At 66.7% G+C, this 16,581-nt stretch carries 13 protein-coding genes and 2 pseudogenes; 7 read left to right on the top strand and 8 right to left on the bottom strand.

Features of this window, described 5'->3' with window-relative positions; all coding sequences use genetic code 11:
- Positions 1 to 22: 22 nt before the first annotated feature.
- The 3 genes from ACZ63I_RS01585 to ACZ63I_RS01595 all read right to left on the bottom strand — a co-directional run bounded on the left by ACZ63I_RS01585 (position 23) and on the right by ACZ63I_RS01595 (position 1,629).
- Positions 23 to 667, bottom strand: a complete 645-nt coding sequence (locus ACZ63I_RS01585; protein ID WP_469334295.1) for a hypothetical protein — start codon at positions 665 to 667, stop codon at positions 23 to 25.
- A complete protein-coding gene (locus ACZ63I_RS01590) occupies positions 667 to 1,200 on the bottom strand; it encodes a hypothetical protein (protein WP_469334297.1) in 534 nt (177 codons plus the stop codon). The genes ACZ63I_RS01585 and ACZ63I_RS01590 overlap by 1 nt, the downstream gene beginning before the upstream one ends.
- Positions 1,201 to 1,377: 177 nt before the next feature.
- Positions 1,378 to 1,629, bottom strand: coding sequence for a DUF6243 family protein (locus ACZ63I_RS01595; protein ID WP_469334299.1), 252 nt, complete (start codon positions 1,627 to 1,629; stop codon positions 1,378 to 1,380).
- Positions 1,630 to 1,882: 253 nt separating this feature from the next.
- On the opposite strand from ACZ63I_RS01595, the gene ACZ63I_RS01600 reads away from it, so the two are divergent.
- Positions 1,883 to 3,331, top strand: coding sequence for a DEAD/DEAH box helicase (locus ACZ63I_RS01600; RefSeq protein WP_469334301.1), 1,449 nt, complete (start codon positions 1,883 to 1,885; stop codon positions 3,329 to 3,331).
- A 21-nt stretch (positions 3,332 to 3,352) separates the two neighbouring features.
- Positions 3,353 to 3,691, top strand: a complete 339-nt coding sequence (locus ACZ63I_RS01605; RefSeq protein ID WP_469334303.1) for a thioredoxin family protein — start codon at positions 3,353 to 3,355, stop codon at positions 3,689 to 3,691.
- 965 nt (positions 3,692 to 4,656) lie between these two features.
- On the opposite strand, the pseudogene ACZ63I_RS01610 reads toward ACZ63I_RS01605, so the two are convergent.
- From ACZ63I_RS01610 to ACZ63I_RS01625, 4 genes and pseudogenes are all read right to left on the bottom strand, one after another.
- Positions 4,657 to 4,930, bottom strand: a pseudogene (locus ACZ63I_RS01610) (response regulator); the annotation flags it as partial.
- Complete coding sequence (locus ACZ63I_RS01615; protein WP_469334305.1) at positions 4,927 to 6,222, bottom strand: sensor histidine kinase; 1,296 nt, start codon at positions 6,220 to 6,222, stop codon at positions 4,927 to 4,929. The gene ACZ63I_RS01615 and the pseudogene ACZ63I_RS01610, both read right to left, overlap by 4 nt.
- 209 nt (positions 6,223 to 6,431) lie before the next feature.
- A pseudogene (locus ACZ63I_RS01620) lies at positions 6,432 to 8,664 on the bottom strand (MMPL family transporter).
- Between the two features lie 172 nt (positions 8,665 to 8,836).
- Positions 8,837 to 9,709, bottom strand: coding sequence for an SDR family NAD(P)-dependent oxidoreductase (locus ACZ63I_RS01625; protein ID WP_469334307.1), 873 nt, complete (start codon positions 9,707 to 9,709; stop codon positions 8,837 to 8,839).
- A 58-nt stretch (positions 9,710 to 9,767) separates the two neighbouring features.
- On the opposite strand from ACZ63I_RS01625, the gene ACZ63I_RS01630 reads away from it, so the two are divergent.
- The 5 genes from ACZ63I_RS01630 (at position 9,768) to ACZ63I_RS01650 (ending at position 14,960) form a co-directional block, all read left to right on the top strand.
- Positions 9,768 to 10,220 (top strand): MarR family winged helix-turn-helix transcriptional regulator, encoded by a 453-nt coding sequence (locus ACZ63I_RS01630; protein ID WP_469334309.1) that lies wholly within the window; start codon positions 9,768 to 9,770, stop codon positions 10,218 to 10,220.
- Between the two features lie 220 nt (positions 10,221 to 10,440).
- Entirely contained in the window at positions 10,441 to 10,929 is a 489-nt protein-coding gene (locus tag ACZ63I_RS01635) for a hypothetical protein (RefSeq protein WP_469334310.1), read from the top strand.
- Positions 10,930 to 10,996: 67 nt separating this feature from the next.
- Positions 10,997 to 11,419, top strand: coding sequence for a hypothetical protein (locus ACZ63I_RS01640; protein WP_469334312.1), 423 nt, complete (start codon positions 10,997 to 10,999; stop codon positions 11,417 to 11,419).
- A gap of 336 nt (positions 11,420 to 11,755) precedes the next feature.
- The gene (locus ACZ63I_RS01645) at positions 11,756 to 12,892 is read left to right on the top strand and encodes an AAA family ATPase (RefSeq protein WP_469334313.1); all 1,137 of its coding nucleotides are present in this window, start codon (positions 11,756 to 11,758) and stop codon (positions 12,890 to 12,892) included.
- Between the two features lie 1,141 nt (positions 12,893 to 14,033).
- Positions 14,034 to 14,960, top strand: coding sequence for a phosphotransferase family protein (locus ACZ63I_RS01650; RefSeq protein ID WP_469334315.1), 927 nt, complete (start codon positions 14,034 to 14,036; stop codon positions 14,958 to 14,960).
- Between the two features lie 10 nt (positions 14,961 to 14,970).
- Here ACZ63I_RS01650 and ACZ63I_RS01655 read toward each other — a convergent pair whose 3' ends face one another.
- Positions 14,971 to 16,356, bottom strand: a complete 1,386-nt coding sequence (locus ACZ63I_RS01655) for a helix-turn-helix domain-containing protein (RefSeq protein ID WP_469334317.1) — start codon at positions 16,354 to 16,356, stop codon at positions 14,971 to 14,973.
- Positions 16,357 to 16,581 lie beyond the last annotated feature (225 nt).

The raw sequence follows: 16,581 nt of genomic DNA on the forward strand, positions 1-16,581 counted from the left end.
TGGTCCGACTGCCTCTGTGCGATTACCCGTTGCCCTGCGACTGCTGCCGGGCCCGCTCCTCGGGCGAGGGGCCGAACGTGTCATCGACCGACTGGTCGAAGTCGTCCTGGTCGATGCCGAGAGCTTGGTTCAGGATCTCCGACTGCCGACCCCCGGAACCCTCGGTCACCAGCGCACGCCCGGTGTCCTTCCAGGTCTGCCCCATGTCGTCCTTCGCCTTCTCGAACGACTCGGCGCTGTAGTCGGGGCTCAGGTAGTCGGGCGTGAACACATCGCCCCAGTTCTGCTTGATCACGTCGTCCTCGGAGGCGTGCGGATTTCCGACGGCGGCGTTCACGGCGACCTTGAACGTGCCCTGGAGGTACTGGTCTTCCTCCCAGACCAGCCCCGCGGAGAGCCCGAGGGTCGAGGCGAGGGTGTTGGCGTTCTGGATCAGGGCCCGTACGCCCCACTCCCAGCGCTCGCAGAAGTCCTCGAAGCCGACCGACAGGCCGTGGTGGCCCGCCTCCATCCCGGTCATCGCCAGCCCGGAGAAGCCCTTGCCCATCACGGCGCCCGTACCTGTACCCACGTCGCGCAGCTCGTCGACGGCGGCGCGCAGGCCGTCGGTGACGAGCTGGACGCTCTCCTTGTCGAACTTCAGATCCTCAAGCCCGCCGGCACCCATCAGCCCCGCCCCCTGTCGCGACCGCTTACGTCCCGCCTGCCGCCCTGCTCGCTTACGCCGTGCTGGTCAGCGTCGGCGGGGACCGCGCCCCGTTCACCCGCGTCCACGTCCACGGCGACCGCGCTCCGCTCACCCGCGTCCACGGCGACCGCGTCCGGCACGATGCCCACCACCGGCGGAAACATCATCGACCCGTCCGGGTCGGCGATGTTGAGAGCCACCCCGGCCGGCACGCCCATCGCCGGCACGATCTCGTCCAGCAGCCGCGCCCCGCGCAACTCGGCGAACTCCCACTCCCGGCCGGTCATCTGCCCGTTCCCGGAATCCCGCGCCCGCGCGAACCGCGCCAACGCGTCCTCATCCGTGAAACCGCAGATCCAGCGCACCCCGCCGAACGTGGCTGTCCACAACCCGCCCCCGTCCATCGGTACGAGCACCAAGGACCGCCGCAGCTCGCCCACCAACGCCCGCGGATCCCCAACCCCCGCCCGCCGCTCAGCTATTCGCTCGACCAGTGCCGACCCGGTACCCAACTCCCACACCCCCGTGCTGCCTCGCCGTGCGCCCGGACCTAGCACCGTAGGACAAGCCCCGGGGGACTGGCCACCAGTCCCGGGGATTCAACGACGGTCCCGGCCAGCTTCGACCGAAAGACGCGCAGCGACCGCCGGGCGGTTGCAAGCACGGCGACCGATGAGGAACCTGGCGCGTCAGCTCTCTTCGGTGCCGTTGCCCGTCTGCCCGGCGCCGCCGACTACCCCGTCGACTGCACCGTCGACTGAGCTGTCGGCCACGCCGGTCTTCTCACGCATCTTGCGCACCAGCTCCGCCTTCTGGTCGGCGGCGCCCTTGCGGTCGAGGTTGCGGTGCGGACCGTTGTTCTGCCGTTCGGCGCGGGACAGCCGCTTGCGCTGGCCGCCACCCATGCCCACGGGGTTGTTGATGTTCTTGCTCACGGTCATGGGTTCTCCCGGAATGAGGGGGCGGCGACGTCGAGGGACGTCAGCAGGGACCCATCACTCTCTCACCCGTAACCCGTCACGCTCTAAGTTGCCCAGCAGGACCCCAGACCCCAGACCCCAGACCCCCAGAACCGCAGGACGGCTGGCGCGAGGCCCGCGCTGGTAAGATAAGGGCACGCTTGCAGAGAGCCTGGGCCCGTGCCGGACAAGGTACGGGCCCGGTCCGTTCAGGGCGTCGAAACGAGGAACCCCCATGAAGGCGAAGCAGCCGGCCTCCGGCCGCTCCGGACCAGGCCGCTCCGGACCCGGCCGCCCAGGATCCGGCAGGTCCGACCAGGGGCAGCCCCTGCGGGGCGAGCTCTCGATGCCGGAGACAGTGGCGCCCGGTCTCCCGCCGGCCAGCTCCTTCGCGGAGCTGGACATGCCCGCCGAGCTGATGGACGTGCTGGCGCGGCTCGGGGTACGGGAGCCGTTCCCGATCCAGGCGGCCACCCTGCCGAGCGCGCTGGCAGGCCGGGACATCCTCGGCCGCGCGCGGACCGGCTCGGGAAAGACCCTCGCCTTCGGGCTCGCGCTCCTCGCACGTACGGCGGGCCGCCGCGCCGAACCGAAGCGCCCTCTCGCGCTGGTCCTGGTGCCGACAAGGGAACTCGCGCAGCAGGTGAGCGAGGCGCTGGCGCCGTACGCCGATGCGCTCGGGCTACGCTCGGTGACGGTGGTCGGCGGGCTCGCGATCAACCGGCAGGTGGCGGCGCTCCGGGCGGGTGCCGAGGTCGTGGTGGCGACGCCGGGACGGCTGGCCGATCTCGTCGCCCGGCGCGACTGCCACCTGGACCGGGTGCGGATCGCGGTGCTGGACGAGGCGGACCAGATGTGCGACATGGGTTTCCTGCCGCAGGTCTCGGACGCCCTGGACCTGACGCCCCCCGGCGGGCAGCGGATGCTGTTCTCCGCGACGCTCGACCGCAACGTCGATCAACTGGTCAGGCAATATCTGAGTGAGCCGGTGTTCGCCACGGTCGACCGGGCGGAGGGCTCGGTAGCGGCGATGGAGCACCACGTACTGAACGTCCATCCCGCCGACAAGTACGTGACAGCCACCGAGATCGCGGCCCGCGACGGGCGGGTGCTGATGTTCCTGGACACCAAGCACGGTGTGGACCAGTTCACCCGCCACCTGCGGAGCAGCGGCATACGGGCGGGTGCTCTGCACAGCGGGAAGTCGCAGCCGCAGCGCACGCACACGCTGGCCCAGTTCAAGGACGGCGAGATCACGGTGCTGGTGGCCACCAACGTCGCTGCCCGCGGCATCCACATCGAGCACCTGGACCTCGTCGTCAACGTGGATCCGCCCTCCGACCCCAAGGACTACCTCCACCGCGGCGGCCGCACCGCCCGTGCCGGGGAGTCCGGCAGCGTGGTCACGCTGGTCACGCCGGGCCAGCGCCAGGACGTGAACCGGATGATGTCGGACGCCGGCATCCGGCCCACGGTCGCTCAGGTCCACTCCGGCGAGGAGAGGCTGACCACCATCACAGGCGCGAAGCGCCCGCCGGTGCAGGACAGTGCGAAGACCGGCAACGCGCCCTTCCGGGGCATGGGCACCCGCGCGGGCCGCCCGCCGAAGGAATCCCGCAAGGCCGCGGAGGCGCGCACGATGGCAGAGGCCCGCAAGGCCGCCCGAGCACGCAAGGCCCACTGAGGGTCGGTGCGCGAGATGCCGATGGCGAACAGGGTCCAACGCCCCCAGGAAGACGCCGAGTTCGAGTTCATCCTGGCGAGGGCGGACGTGCCGGTGCTCGCGTACTTCCACGGCGTGTGGCCCAAGGCCGCAGCCGCCTGCAAGGAAATGGACCCCCTGGTACGGGAGATCGCCGACGCCTACCAGGGCCGACTGATCGTCGTAAGAGCCGACATCGCAAGGTGCCCAACCCCCGTACGACGGTACGGCGTCACCGGCGCGCCCTCCTTCGTACTGATCAACCGAGGCGAGGCACTGGCAGCCGCGACCGGCCCGATGCCCAGGCCCGCACTAGCCGAGTTCCTGGACGCCCACCTGTGAAGAGCCCCCACACCGGCCACCGAGGTTGAGCCCGTGGATGCGCGACTCGTCACCGAATTCGACGAATGCCCTGGCAAACTCCGCCGGTCCAGACAACAAACAACCCCCGGGCCGTTGACCTGGGGGTTCGTCGTATTCGTCCTCCTCGGACGTGACCGCGCACAGATGGCGTCCGTCCGCCGACAGTGCGACTAACTCCGGCGAGCCAGTCGCGTCTGCCACGCGGGACGGCAGTCCTGTTTCGACGGAATCCCTGACGAGGACCCATCCCGCAGAACTGCCGCCCCGTCCTGGCGGCACGATGAGGAATTCCCCTGTGCCCGACACCAGAGGAAACGTGACGGTCTCGGCCAGCCACTGACGATCCAACTCCGCCGCCGCGTCAGGCCGCGACTCCGGGACCGTCACGGCCGGTTTGACCTCTACCCCTGTCACAGCGCGGATGGCGGTCAGGACAGCAGGCACAGGACAGGGGGCTTCTCTCCCGACGACCAGCAGTCCACACGCTTCGAGGGTGTGTTGCCAGGCCGGCGTCGCCGCGGTGGAGGCCGCTTCCATGTGATTCCTTTCCCGAACGATCCGGACCGGCTTGCCATCAGTTCCCTCCGCAGAAGAAATGATGGTCCCCGCCCGGCTTGTTGACGGAGTCGATTCCTGTCGGCCGGTTGCAGCCCGTCGTATGTATACGCCGGTTCGCCGGCGGGATGTCCAGCAGATCCGCGAGTGCCATGGGGCGTCCGTGCGCGTCACCGTGGCTTCCTCGGAGTGGGTCCAGCGCAGGCCGTCTGCCTCGACGTAGCGGCCATTGCTGTCGCGGCGGACTCCGCGAGGGCGTGTGTAGCCGGGGCGTGAGTGGGGTGAACGGATGAACATGCGGCGTCCCATCATGACTTCGACCAGCCCTCCGGAGCGTAGTTCTGTGATGCCCTGTCGCACGGCTGGTCTGCTGACGCCGAACTGCTCTTCGTACGCGTACTCGTCGAGGTCGAAGGTGGTCAGGACCAGGACGCGGGAGCGGCCGCCCGATGTGGAGATGCGGCGGGTGGCCTCGATGCCGTTGAGGCCGGGCATGCGGATGTCCATGAGCACGACGTCGGGGCGCAGTTCGGCGGTCATGCGGACGGCGTCGTGTCCGTGGGCGGCTTCGCCGACGACGGTCATGTCGGGCTGGGCTTCGAGCAGCATGCGAAAGCCGAGCCGCTGCAGGGTCTGGTCGTCGACGACGAGGACGGTGGTCATGTGAGGTGCTTCTCCATGGCGACGGTGGGGGTGCTGAGAGCTGTGTGTACGCGCCAGCCGCCCGAGGGGGTGGGTCCGGCACTGATCCGGCCCTGGTAGAGGGCGGCGCGCTGGCGCATGCCGATCAGACCCTGGCCGCCGGGGTGTTCGGTGTCCGCGCGGCGTGGCGGTCCGCAATCCTCGACGCTCACGTGCACCGTGCTGCCGTCGGTGGTCACGTTCACTTGTACGCGGGTGTCGGATGCCGCGTGTTTGAGGGTGTTGGTGAGCGCTTCCTGGACGATGCGGTAGGCCGTGAGCTGCACTCCTTTGCTGAGCGCGGTCAGGTCGCCGTCGGTGCGCAGCGTGGCGGCGGGGCCGGCGGCCCGTACCCGGGTCAGTAGCGCGGTGAGATCTTCCAGAGTCGGCTGTGGCGCCAGCGGCGCGTCCGTTTTCAGAGCACGGTCGTCGATGACGATGAGGAGGCGGCGCAGCTCCGCGAGGGCTTCGCGCCCGCTGTCGGCGATGACGTGCAAGGTGTCGGCCGAGCGTTCGGACCGGATCTTGGCCAGGGCCGCGGCACCGTCGGCCAGGCCGACGATCACGGCGAGGGTGTGGCCGAGGATGTCGTGCATCTCGCGCGACACCCGGGTGCGTTCCCGCGCCGCCGCCAGTCGCGCCTGCTGGTCTCGCTCAATCTCCAGGGCCACGATGTATGCCTTCGCCAGCCGCCCGGTCAGGGCAAGGCCCGCGCAGGCGGTGACGGCCAGCATGGCGAGCAGGGTGATCATCTCGGGTCTTTTGGCGTGCTGGAGATGGTCACTGCCCCAGAACGCCGAGGCCCACATGATGAGTTGTGCCGCCGTGACGGTGCAGGCGGCAGCTAGCTGGCGCGGCGTGCCGTAGCGGCTGACGTTGTACAGCGCGACGATGCGGGCGGCGTCGGCACCGTTGAGTACGTGGAGGGGCAAGGCCAGTACCGAGGCGATGGTCGTCAGGGCGAACACAAGGCCGGGGTGCCGTTCGCGCCACAACAGAGGCACGGCGTACGCGAGGGTGAGGGCGATCTCGCTGGGCAGGTGGGCGCGGTTGGCCGGGTTGAGCAGCGAGGGCAGCGCCAACAGGGAGCAGAAGGCGGGCAGGGCCCACCGGCGCATCTGGGGGTGCCGTTGGTCGAGCATCCGCCACGCGGCAAGCCCGCTGATGATGGACACCGCCACGCGCTGGTCCGGATCGCTGGTCAGTGAGCGCGGCAGCCGGGCGGCGTGCATGGCCGTCCGGGAGGCGGGCACCGGGTTGATCGGCTCGGGCATGGCAGGGCGCCTTCGTAGTCGGGCCCTCGCGGTCCGGGTCGGTCCAGAGGGGAAGAGCCGCCCGCCGGCTCTCGGGGGGAGAGAAACCGGCGGGCGGGGTAGGAGGGGGGACCGGGCAGCTACCTGGTGGGAGGTCCTCCTGCTGCCCGGGTCCGGGCCGCCTGCCGGCCTCGGAGGGACAGGGCCGACGGGTGTGGCCCACCGGGCGTTCAGCCGACGGGGGCAGCCGGCTCCGGTTTCTGGCCCGCGGGGTCGGGCATGCCCGCCCCCCGATCTCGGTCGTCGAGGATGTGGCGCAGCTTTTCCCCCTCCACATCCACGTTGGGCTGGATCCGGTCCAGCCAGGCGGGAAGCGACCAGGCCCGGTCGCCGAGCAGGGTCATCACGGCCGGGACGATGGTCATACGGACGACAAAGGCGTCGAAGAGAACCGCGACGGCGAGTCCCATGCCGATCGACTTCACCAGAGCGACGTCGTCGAGGAGGAACCCGGCGAACACCGAGATCATGATGATGGCCGCTGCGGTGACCACGCGGGCTCCGTGCCGGAAGCCGGTGACGACGGCTTCGGTGGGCGAGGCGCCGTGGACGTACGCCTCGCGCATGCCCGAGACGAGAAAGACCTCGTAGTCCATGGCCAAGCCGAAGACGACGCCGATCAGCAGGATCGGCAGCAGACTGACGATCGGCGCGGTCTCGTCGACGCCGAACATGTCCTTGAGCCAGCCCCACTAAAACGGCAACCAGTACACCGAGGGTGGCGACCACGCTGAGCAGGAAGCCGAGGGCGGCTTTGAGCGGAACCAGCAGCGAGCGGAACACCAGCAGCAGCAGGATCAATGCGAGCCCGACGACGATGGCCAGGTAGGGGACCATCGCCTCGCCGAGCTTCGCCGAGACGTCGATGTTGAGGGCGGTCGTGCCGGTCACCATCACCTGCGCGCCGCTGTCATCCTCCGTGGCCGTGCCGCTCTCACGGATGTCGGCGACCAGATCCACGGTGGCCCGGCTGGTGGGGGAACTGCCCGGAACGGCGGTGATCAGGGCGACGTCACCGGCCCGGTTGAAGACGGGCGGTCGCACGGTGGCGACGTCAGCGAGTCCGTCCAGCAAAGCGGTGGTGTCTTTCGCCGCCGCCTCGGGATCGTCGCTGCTGCGCGCGTCGACGACGACGGTCAACGGGCCGCTGAAGCCCGGCCCAAAGCCCTTGCTGAGGGTGTCGTAGGCCATGCGCTGGGTGCTGCCCGGGGCGGCCATGCTGTCGTCCGGCAGGGTCAGCCGCAGCGACAGGGCCGGGAGGGCCAGCACGCCGAGGCCGACGACGGAGACCAGGAGCGTCTTCCAGGGGTGGCGGGTGACGAAGCGGCCCCAGCGCACTCCCATCGTGGTGCGGCGGCCGCGCTCCGCGGCGCGCATCCGGCGTGTGGTCAGGCGGCCGTTGGCCACGCGCGTGCCGGTGAAGCCCAGCAGCGCGGGCAGCAGGGTCAGGGCGACCAGGACCGCGATGGTGACGGCGAATGCCGCGGCCAGCCCCATGGTGGTCAGCATCGCGATGCCGATGACGGAGAGACCCACCAGAGCGATGATCACCGTCAAGCCGGCGAACACCACCGCGGATCCCGCTGTCCCCAGGGCCCGGCCCGCGGCCTCCTCCGGCCGGTGGCCCCGCAGCAACTCGCTTCGGTAGCGGGAGACGATGAACAGGGCATAGTCGATTGCCACCGCCAGGCCCAGCATGAGAGCCAGCGTCTGCGCGTTGGAGGCCATGTCGACGAACGACGAGGCGACGGTGATCCCGCACAGTGCGATTCCGACGCCGACGATCGCGGACAGCAGCGGTAGCCCGGCCGCGACCAGCGAACCGAAGGTGATCACCAGTACGAACGCGGCGACCAGCAAGCCCATCAGCTCCGCGGCGTTGTTCTCACCCTCGTCCAGAACCGCGTTGTCGCCCAGGCTGACGGCCAGGCCCGCCTCCGCACCTTGCCGCACCACCTCGCGCAGGGCGTCGGAGGCAGCGGTGGTTATCTCCGCCTGCGGTACCGCGTAGGTGACCTGGGCGTAGGCGACGCCGCCCGAGGCGGACACCAGCCCGCTGGAGAACGGGTCGGCGACAGTGGCCACCTGCGGCGCCGTGCGCAATTCATCGACCAGCGCCTCCACTTGAGCCTTGCGGGCGGCCGACGTCAGCTTCTCGCCGTCCGGTGCTTCGACGACCACGCGGGCGGTGGCACCCGAGGCGGATGCCTGCGGAAACTCCGCCTCCAGCAGGTCGATGGCCCGCTGCGACTGGGTGCCGGGAAGGGTGAAGTCGTCCGTCGTGCTGCCGGAGACGCTGCTGATGCCGACGCCGGCGGCGACCAGCACCGCGACCCAGGCCAACAGCACACGCCAGCGCCGTCGGAAGGCGAGCCGGCCGAGCCGGTAGAGGAAGGTGGCCACGAAAAGTCACTCCCACCAGGAGAAAGAGGATGTGTGAAAGCGGGCCTGACAGGCGCCGGATGAAAACGTAGAAGGCGGGCGTGGCCGACGTGAGCTACTCAAGGCTGAATCCGCGCCGGGGTCAGTACCCCCGTACCTGCCGGCGTCCTCCTTGAGACGGAGCCGCCAGGTCTCAGCCGAACGTGCCGCGGTCCGCCAGGAGCGCCATGGTCTGATCCCACAGCTCCTTCTGTACGCGGGGGTCCCGCCCGGGTTCGGGGCACTCCAGCGGCTTGGCGTCGCGTACGGAGAAGTAGCCGCCGCTGGTGTGGGCGAACGCGGGATCGGTGGCGAGCCGGACGATGATGCCCGCACCCTTGCGCGGGTCACCGATGGGCAGTGTGTTCAGCACCCGCCGCAGCACCTCGGATCCGGGCAGATCGCGTCCCAGGCCGGTGGCGTTGAAGCCGGGATCACAGCAGTTGACCGTGACCTTCGCGGGATCCAGGCGCCGGGCCAGTTCCTGCGTCCACATGATCGTCATCAGCTTGGTCCGCCCGTACAGCGGCATCGACGCCCGGCGGGTGTAAGGGGCGACATCGCGCAGGTCCTCCGCCGGTGCGATCGTCCTCGCCTGCTGGGACGCCTCGGACGCGACGTTGACAATTCGGGACGGCCCCGAGCTCAGGAGCCCGTCGGTCAGGGCCTGGGTCAGCACGAACGGCCCCAGATAGTTGACCGCCGTCATGTTCGCGAAGCCTTCGGTGGTGGTGCGCTGTGAGAAGGCGTGCAGCCCGGCATTGTTGACCAGCACGTCCAGACGCGGGTAGAACGCGGCGATCTCCTGTCCGACCCGTCGAGCGTGTGAGATCAGGCCCAGGTCCGCGTAGAAAACGTCCACCGGCACATCACCGGCCACCGCCTTGAGTTCGCTCCTGATGGCGTCGGCCTTGGTACGGGAGCGGGCCACCATGCCGATGCGGTAGCCGCGGCCGGCCAGGTCGAGGGCGGCGATACGGCCCAGGCCGGAGGTGGCTCCGGTGATCACAGCAACGGGACGGGTCATCACTTCACTCCATTCGTGAGGTACCTCATGACCTCAGTGTGGGAGGATACCCGACACCATGAGCGAGTACGAGGCGATCACCGCCGACACCGGCCCTGAGCAGGTAGGACTGACCTTCCTCACCATCGCCCACGGCCTGCGCGGAGCAGTGGACCGGCACATGCAGTCGACCGTGGGACTCTCCCTGTCCCGCACCAAGGTCCTCCAGGCCCTGGCCACGCACGGCACCCTGCACCAGGCCCAACTCGCCGACGCCCTCGGCCAGGCCCCCCGGTCCGTCACGCAAATCGTGGAAGGACTCGAACGCCTCGGGCTGGTCTCCCGCACCGACGACACCGACGACCGCCGCCGCAAGACCGTCTCCCTGACTGCCGCAGGCAGCACCACGCTGGCGGCAGCGGAGGAGGCGGGCTCCCATGTCCTGCGCAAGCTCTTCGGCTCGCTGGACCCGCAACAGATGAAAAGCCTGCAGGCATCGCTGGCTCGCCTCGACACGGCACTCGCAGACTGACGAGGCCCGCCAACTCCCATCAATCGGCCTGCTGTCTGACCGATTTCGCCATTGACCGATGGCGCCGCGCACGTCCGGTCATGGCAGAAAGGGCAGCACCAAACCCTGTACCCAGGAAACCGTCGATGCCTGCGGCTGGTGTGGGGGGTGGCGAGCATCGGTTCCGGCAGGGACCAGGTCAAGGACGCGGTCGGCGCCTTTGAGCAGGCGCGCATGTCTGATGGCCGCGAAAGGGAAGCAGAGGCGCTTCGGCCGTACCGCAAACTACCGTCCGGCCACCCTCAGGCGGTTCACTATCTGGGCCCTGGACGGTGTGGACCGGCCGACGCCCGAGACCTTCGCGACGGCGGGTGATGCTGACGATTGGCTCGCCGAACAACAGGTGGAGGTCCGTGGCGGTGACTGGCGGGACCCGGCCGCCGGAGCGGTCAACTTCAAGGCGTACGCCGTGCAGTGGATCGAGGAGCGAGGCCTGCCGGCCACCACTGATGAGCTGTACCGGCGGCTGCTGCGGCTGTACATTCTGCCCACGTTCGGTGCCATGGACCTGGACGAGGCCCAAGTCGCTGACTTGGGCCTTCGTCGTGGAGCGGGTGACGAGAATCGAACTCGCGCTCTGAGCTTGGGAATCACCGGCCGGAGGGCCAGCTTTGGCGCCCTGACCAGCTTTTATTGTCGGATTGCCACCCGGCCGGCTCGTCGGGTATGACCTGCTCGTATCCGTGAGTCGCCGGACGTTCTGGCACGGTTCTGGCACGGCGGGTACCGTCGATCACATGACCTCGCAGGCGGCTGACCGACCCGACGAACGGCCAGAGTTCACGGCGGAGACGGCTGATGCGGCGCTGCGTGAGGCGTCGGGCGTGGCCGATGTCGACGTGTCCGGGGCGGAGCTACTACGGCTCGGTTCGAACGCCGTGTACCGGCTGTCGTCCGCCCCGGTCATCGCCCGAGTCGCGCGGGATGTCGACGCGGCGGGGGAGATGGAACGTGCCGTCGCGGTGGCCCGCTGGCTGGAGGAGCAGGACTTCCCCGCGACCCGAATGCTGCCCGGCGTTGAGCAGCCGCTGACTGCCGGCGGCGGAGTCGTGACGTTCTGGGAGACGCGCAGGAACGCGAGGAGTACGCGAGGGGCACAGAGTTGGCCGACCTGCTCAAGCGCCTGCACTGGTTGGAGGAACCAGATTCGTTGCGCCTGACGTATTTTGATCCGGTGGGCAAGCTGCGGGCGTCGCTGGGGCGCGATGTGCGGAGTGGGGGCCGGGGACATTGCTTTCCTGGAGCAGCGGGTTGTACGACTGGCCAAGGAGTACGATCGGGTGACTCATCCTGCCCTTCGGGATGATCCACGGTAACGCGAATGCCGCAGATTTTTCTGCGCGCACAGAACTCGATACTCCAGGGAAATCCCACAACGAAGCGTTAAGGCGATATGATCCCGGAAGAAAGCTAAAGTAGAGAATCACCTATCTCAGGGCGGATGTATGGATGAAATTAGGGGTGAGACTGCCCCCGAGCCTCTTGAGCGTAGAAATATGCGCTTTACGAGTCTTCAAGTTGCCAACTGGCGAAACTTTACAAGCTTCTCCGTTGACCTGCAGCAGAGGATGTTCTTGGTTGGCCCTAACGCATCGGGAAAATCGAACTTTCTTGATTGTTTCCGTTTTCTCTCTGAAATCGTTTCGGTGGGCGGTGGGTTTGAGGCTGCGGTCGGTAGGCGTGGCGGAGTGAGCATGATCCGCTCCTTTGCCGCACGGAGGTACCCTTCGATCTCGCTGAAGGTGACACTCGGGAATGACGCAATCCCTAACGAGTGGCTTTATGAGCTCAAATTTAAGCAAGATAACAACCGGCGACCGATCATCGAATCGGAAGTCGTAAAGTACCGCGGGAAAGATGTGCTTCGCCGTCCGGATTCAGGTGACCGGGATGATGTTGAGCGATTGAAGCAGACGCATCTGGAACAAGTGAATGTGAACCGGAAATTTAGGACTGTTGCCGAGTTTTTTTTGAGTCTGAGCTACATGCACATCGTTCCACAGCTCGTCCGTGAGCCGGACAGGTCCGTGGGAAAGAAGAACGATCCATTCGGCGGCGACTTCCTTGAGCAGATCGCACGAACGCCAAAAGCGACGCGTGATTCCAGGCTCCGAAAGATTGTCGATGCGCTGAAGGTTGCTGTTCCTCAGCTGCAAACTTTGGAGCTGCAGCCAGATATTCGTGGTGTTCCTCACCTTCGAGGGAAATATCAACATTGGAGGCCGAATGGGGCGTGGCAATCGGAGGATCATTTTTCTGACGGAACTCTGCGTTTGCTCGGTCTTCTCTGGTCTGTAGCTGATTCGAAGGGGCCGTTGCTTCTTGAAGAACCTGAGCTTTCGCTTCATCCTGAGGTAGTTCGCTATATTCCACAGATGTTCGCCAGAGTCCAGCGCAGGTCTGCCCGTCAGATTCTGGTCAGTTCACATTCCCCTGAGATTTTGAATGATTCTGGCATTGCGTCAGATGAAGTGCTGGCTCTAATTCCGGAATCAGAAGGAACTACAGTCACTTCCTTGTCTGAGATGCCGGATCTACAGGCACTTCGTGAAGCGGGGGTTCCGCTGGGAGATATTCTTAGAGAACTCACAGCCCCTGAAGAGGCCGGTCAGCTAAGTTTCTTTGTGGGGTAGGCGTGAGTCAAGTTATGGTAGGAGTCGAGGGAATTTCCGACGAGGGCGCGGTCCGCTCGATACTACGCGAATTCGGGCTAACGGTAAAGATGGTCCAGGGTAAGAACGGAAAGGACTCTCTGCTCAAGAAGCTATCGGCTTACAACAGCGCTGCACGACATTTCCCCTGGTTTGTGTTGGTCGACATGGATTCGTCTGATAGCTGCGTCGTGGAGAAGCTTGGCGTGTGGCTTCCACAGCCCGCTGAAAACATGGTTTTTCGTGTCGCAATCGCGGAACTTGAAGGCTGGCTTCTTGCCGATCGAGAGGCAATAGCAGAATTCCTCGGGGTTTCTGAGAGTAAAATCCCGAGAGACTCTGAATCGTTAAATGACCCGAAGCAAGAGATCATCAATCTTGCTCGAAGGTCCCGGAAGAGAGACATTAGAGAGGGATTGGTTCCGAGGCCAAAGGGTGGTGCCGCCGTAGGACCCACTTACGCATCGGATATTCGCCATTTTGGGCAGAATCACTGGAGGCCGCGAGTGGCTGCTGAGGAGTCGCCCAGTTTGGCCCGGTGCCTCCTAAGAGTGGAGCAGCTTGCTGCTCGACTGCTTACCTGAGCCTTGCTTCTTGCCGGGGCTAACGCAAAGAGCTGGATGAGTCCCTGCGGGCCTGTCCATGGCGGGAGTTGAGCGTTCGGGTTGGTATGGGTGCTGAGCCGTGGATCGCGTCCGATGGCGCCCGCGCCCGCGAATGGCGTCCGAAGACATGTTCTTGGTTTGACCTCACCCTCCATAAGTCTCCTTTCGTTTCCTCGTGCCTGTCCGCAGCGCTGCCGTGGCGCCTTGATCAGATGGTGGGGATCAAGTGAGGGTGCGTCGACCAAGCCGGTCAGCCATCGGGCACGAGGCACCTAAATAGGTCTAGACAACAAACAACCCCCGGGCCTTTGACCTGGGCCTTCGTCGTGGAGCGGGTGACGAGAATCGAACTCGCGCTCTGAGCTTGGGAATCAACGGCCGCACAGCCTCGATATATGCCCTGACCTGCTCGGATACCTCCTCTCGGCATCTCTGTCACGGGGCCTGATTGTCGGCCTCTGGCCGTCTTTAACCGCTCGTTCTGGTGCGCATCTGGTGCGGCGGGTACCGTCGTTCGCATGATCTCGGAGGCGGGTGACGAGGCGGCAGAGCGGCGGGAGTTCACGGCGGAGACAGCTGGCGCGGCTCTGCGTGAGGCTGCTGTCATGGCCGGTGTCGAGGTGTCCGGGGCGGAGTTGCTGCGGCTCGGTTCGAATGCCGTCTATCGGCTGGCGTCCGCTCCGGTGATCGCCCGCGTCGCGCGGGATGTTGACGCGGCGGGGGAGATGGAACGTGCCGTCGCGGTAGCTCGCTGGCTGGAGGAGCAGAACTTCCCGGCGACTCGGGTACTGCCTGGTGTTGAGCAGCCGCTGACCGCCGATGGGCGCGTGGTGACGTTCTGGGAGAGCGCGCAGGAGCGCGAGGAGTACGCGACGGTCACGGAGTTGGCTGACCTGCTCAAGCGCCTGCACTGGCTGGAGGAACCGGAGTCACTGCATCTGACGTACTTCGATCCGGTGGGCAAACTGCGGTCGTCGATGGGTGCGATGCATGGAGTGACGGCCGAGGATGCCGCGTTCCTGGAGCAGCGGGTTCTGCGGCTGGCCAAGGAGTATGAGCGGCTGGACTTCGTCCTGCCCTTTGGATTGATCCACGGGGACGCGAACGTCGGCAACGTCCTGCGGCATCGCGACGGTTACGCGATCCTGATCGATCTCGACGGCTTCTCGCTCGCGCCTCGGGAATGGGACCTGATCCTGACGGCGATCTTCTACGACCGGTTTGACTGGCACACACGGCAGGAGTACGAGGGCTTCGTTCACCACTACGGCTTCGACGTCATGAGCTGGCCCGGCTACTCGGTCCTGGCGGATGTGCGCGAGCTGATGATGGTGCTGTGGCTTGGTCGGCAGGTGGCCGACAGCGAGAAGTCGGCAGCGGAGTTCGCCCTCCGAATGGAGACACTGCGCACCGATGGCAGCCGTACAGGCTGGAACGCCTTCTGAGCGTTCGGCCTCAGACGGACGCACGGGGGCTGGTTGTGGCCCACAACCTGTTGTCGGTCGCCTGCTCCGTGAATTCTCGTAGCGCGGCCGATGGGCCTAGGGATTCGAGATGCCGGCGGAACTCCGCGAGATAGGCGACGCATCGGGCTGACTTCAGCTGTTCGCCCATGTCCAGGGCGTCAAGGGCCACCCGGCACGCCTCCTCGCTGTCGCCGGCATGCAGGTGGGCGTCCGCTAGCACCATGGTGGCGAAGAAGTCACTGCGCACGTGGCTCCCGCTCATCGCGTTCTCGGCGTGGGCCACGGCGTCGCGTGCCCGGCGCACATCGCGAAAACAGTGTGCTGTCTCTGCCGCCAGTTCGGCGGCGTCGAAGTAGGTGATCCATTCGGGTTCGTCGTCTTCGTTGGCGCTGTCGAGGGCTTTGGCGGCCTCGTTGAGAGCTATCTCGGTTGCCCGGTGGTTCCCGGTACGGGCGAGGGCGCGGGCCTCCATCGCGTGGAACTGCGCGCGCAGAGTCGGCGTTGCCACTCCGGAGATCCCCATGAGCGCGGCGCGGGCCAGGGTCGCCCCATGTGTGTACTGGCCCAAGAAGGTGGCCTGGTGGCTCATGGCGGACAGGATGCTGCCCGCGAGGCGGCGATCATCGCCGTCCTGGGCAAGTCTGAGGGCCTGGAGGAAGTAGCGCTGGGCGAGCCCGTGACGCCCTGAGTCGTATGACATCCACCCGGCAAGCAAAGTGGCTTCCGCGACCGTTGCGAACAGCGCACGTCCGACGGCTTCGCTGTACTGGCCGGAGAGCAGCGGAGCAACGTCGCTGCTGAGGTATTGAATGACCGCCTGCCGTGCGTGGTCGCCGCCGAACTGGTCGTCGAGTCGAGCGAACGTATCACTCGTCGTTTTCACCACGGCCACATCCGTGAGCCCAACTCGCGGGCCCCGTCCCTGTCTGGGCGCTGGGAAAGACGCCTCGGGAGCGACGAGCCAGCGAAGGGAGGCTTCGTTCCAGGCAGGTTCGGAGGGCTCGGCTTGGAGCAGCGGCTCGTACCCGTTCAGGTCGGCACGCCACAGCCGGTCGACAGTCGTAATGGCCGCGTCCGGACTGGCCGGGTAGCCGGCGTCAAGCAGGGCGAAGTCGTGGCCTGTGAGGTTGCTCAGCCCGAGTTCGGCAGCCGAAAGGCCGAACGCTTCGCACAGGAGGGGACCATAGAACTCGTCCGGCGTGCTGTGCCCGTTCTCCCAACTCGCCAGCCGACGCTTGACGCTGGCCTCGGCGGGCAGGGTTTGGCCGTGCTGCCCTGCGATTCGCCGCAGTTCGCTGACCAGGCGGAGTTGGCTCCAGCCGCGTCGTGTGCGGGCGTCTCGTAAGAGGACGCCAGTCGGCTGCGTTGCCAGCACTCGTCATCGCCCCCCGAAATCCTCGGGCACGGGCACGGCGCCCGTGCTGCCCAACGAATGTACGTAATCCGTGCACCACTTGAATACCGTCTGTGCGGATTGGAGCGCCCATTGTGACCCTGACGGGGGATGACGCGCGCTCTCCTGCCTCGTCATCCCCCGTCACCTCTCGTCATCTGCCCAGTTCAGTGGCGGCGCAGCAGTCTGTTCGTACGGCGGCCGAGC

The organism is Streptomyces sp. NPDC087906 (assembly GCF_055584925.1).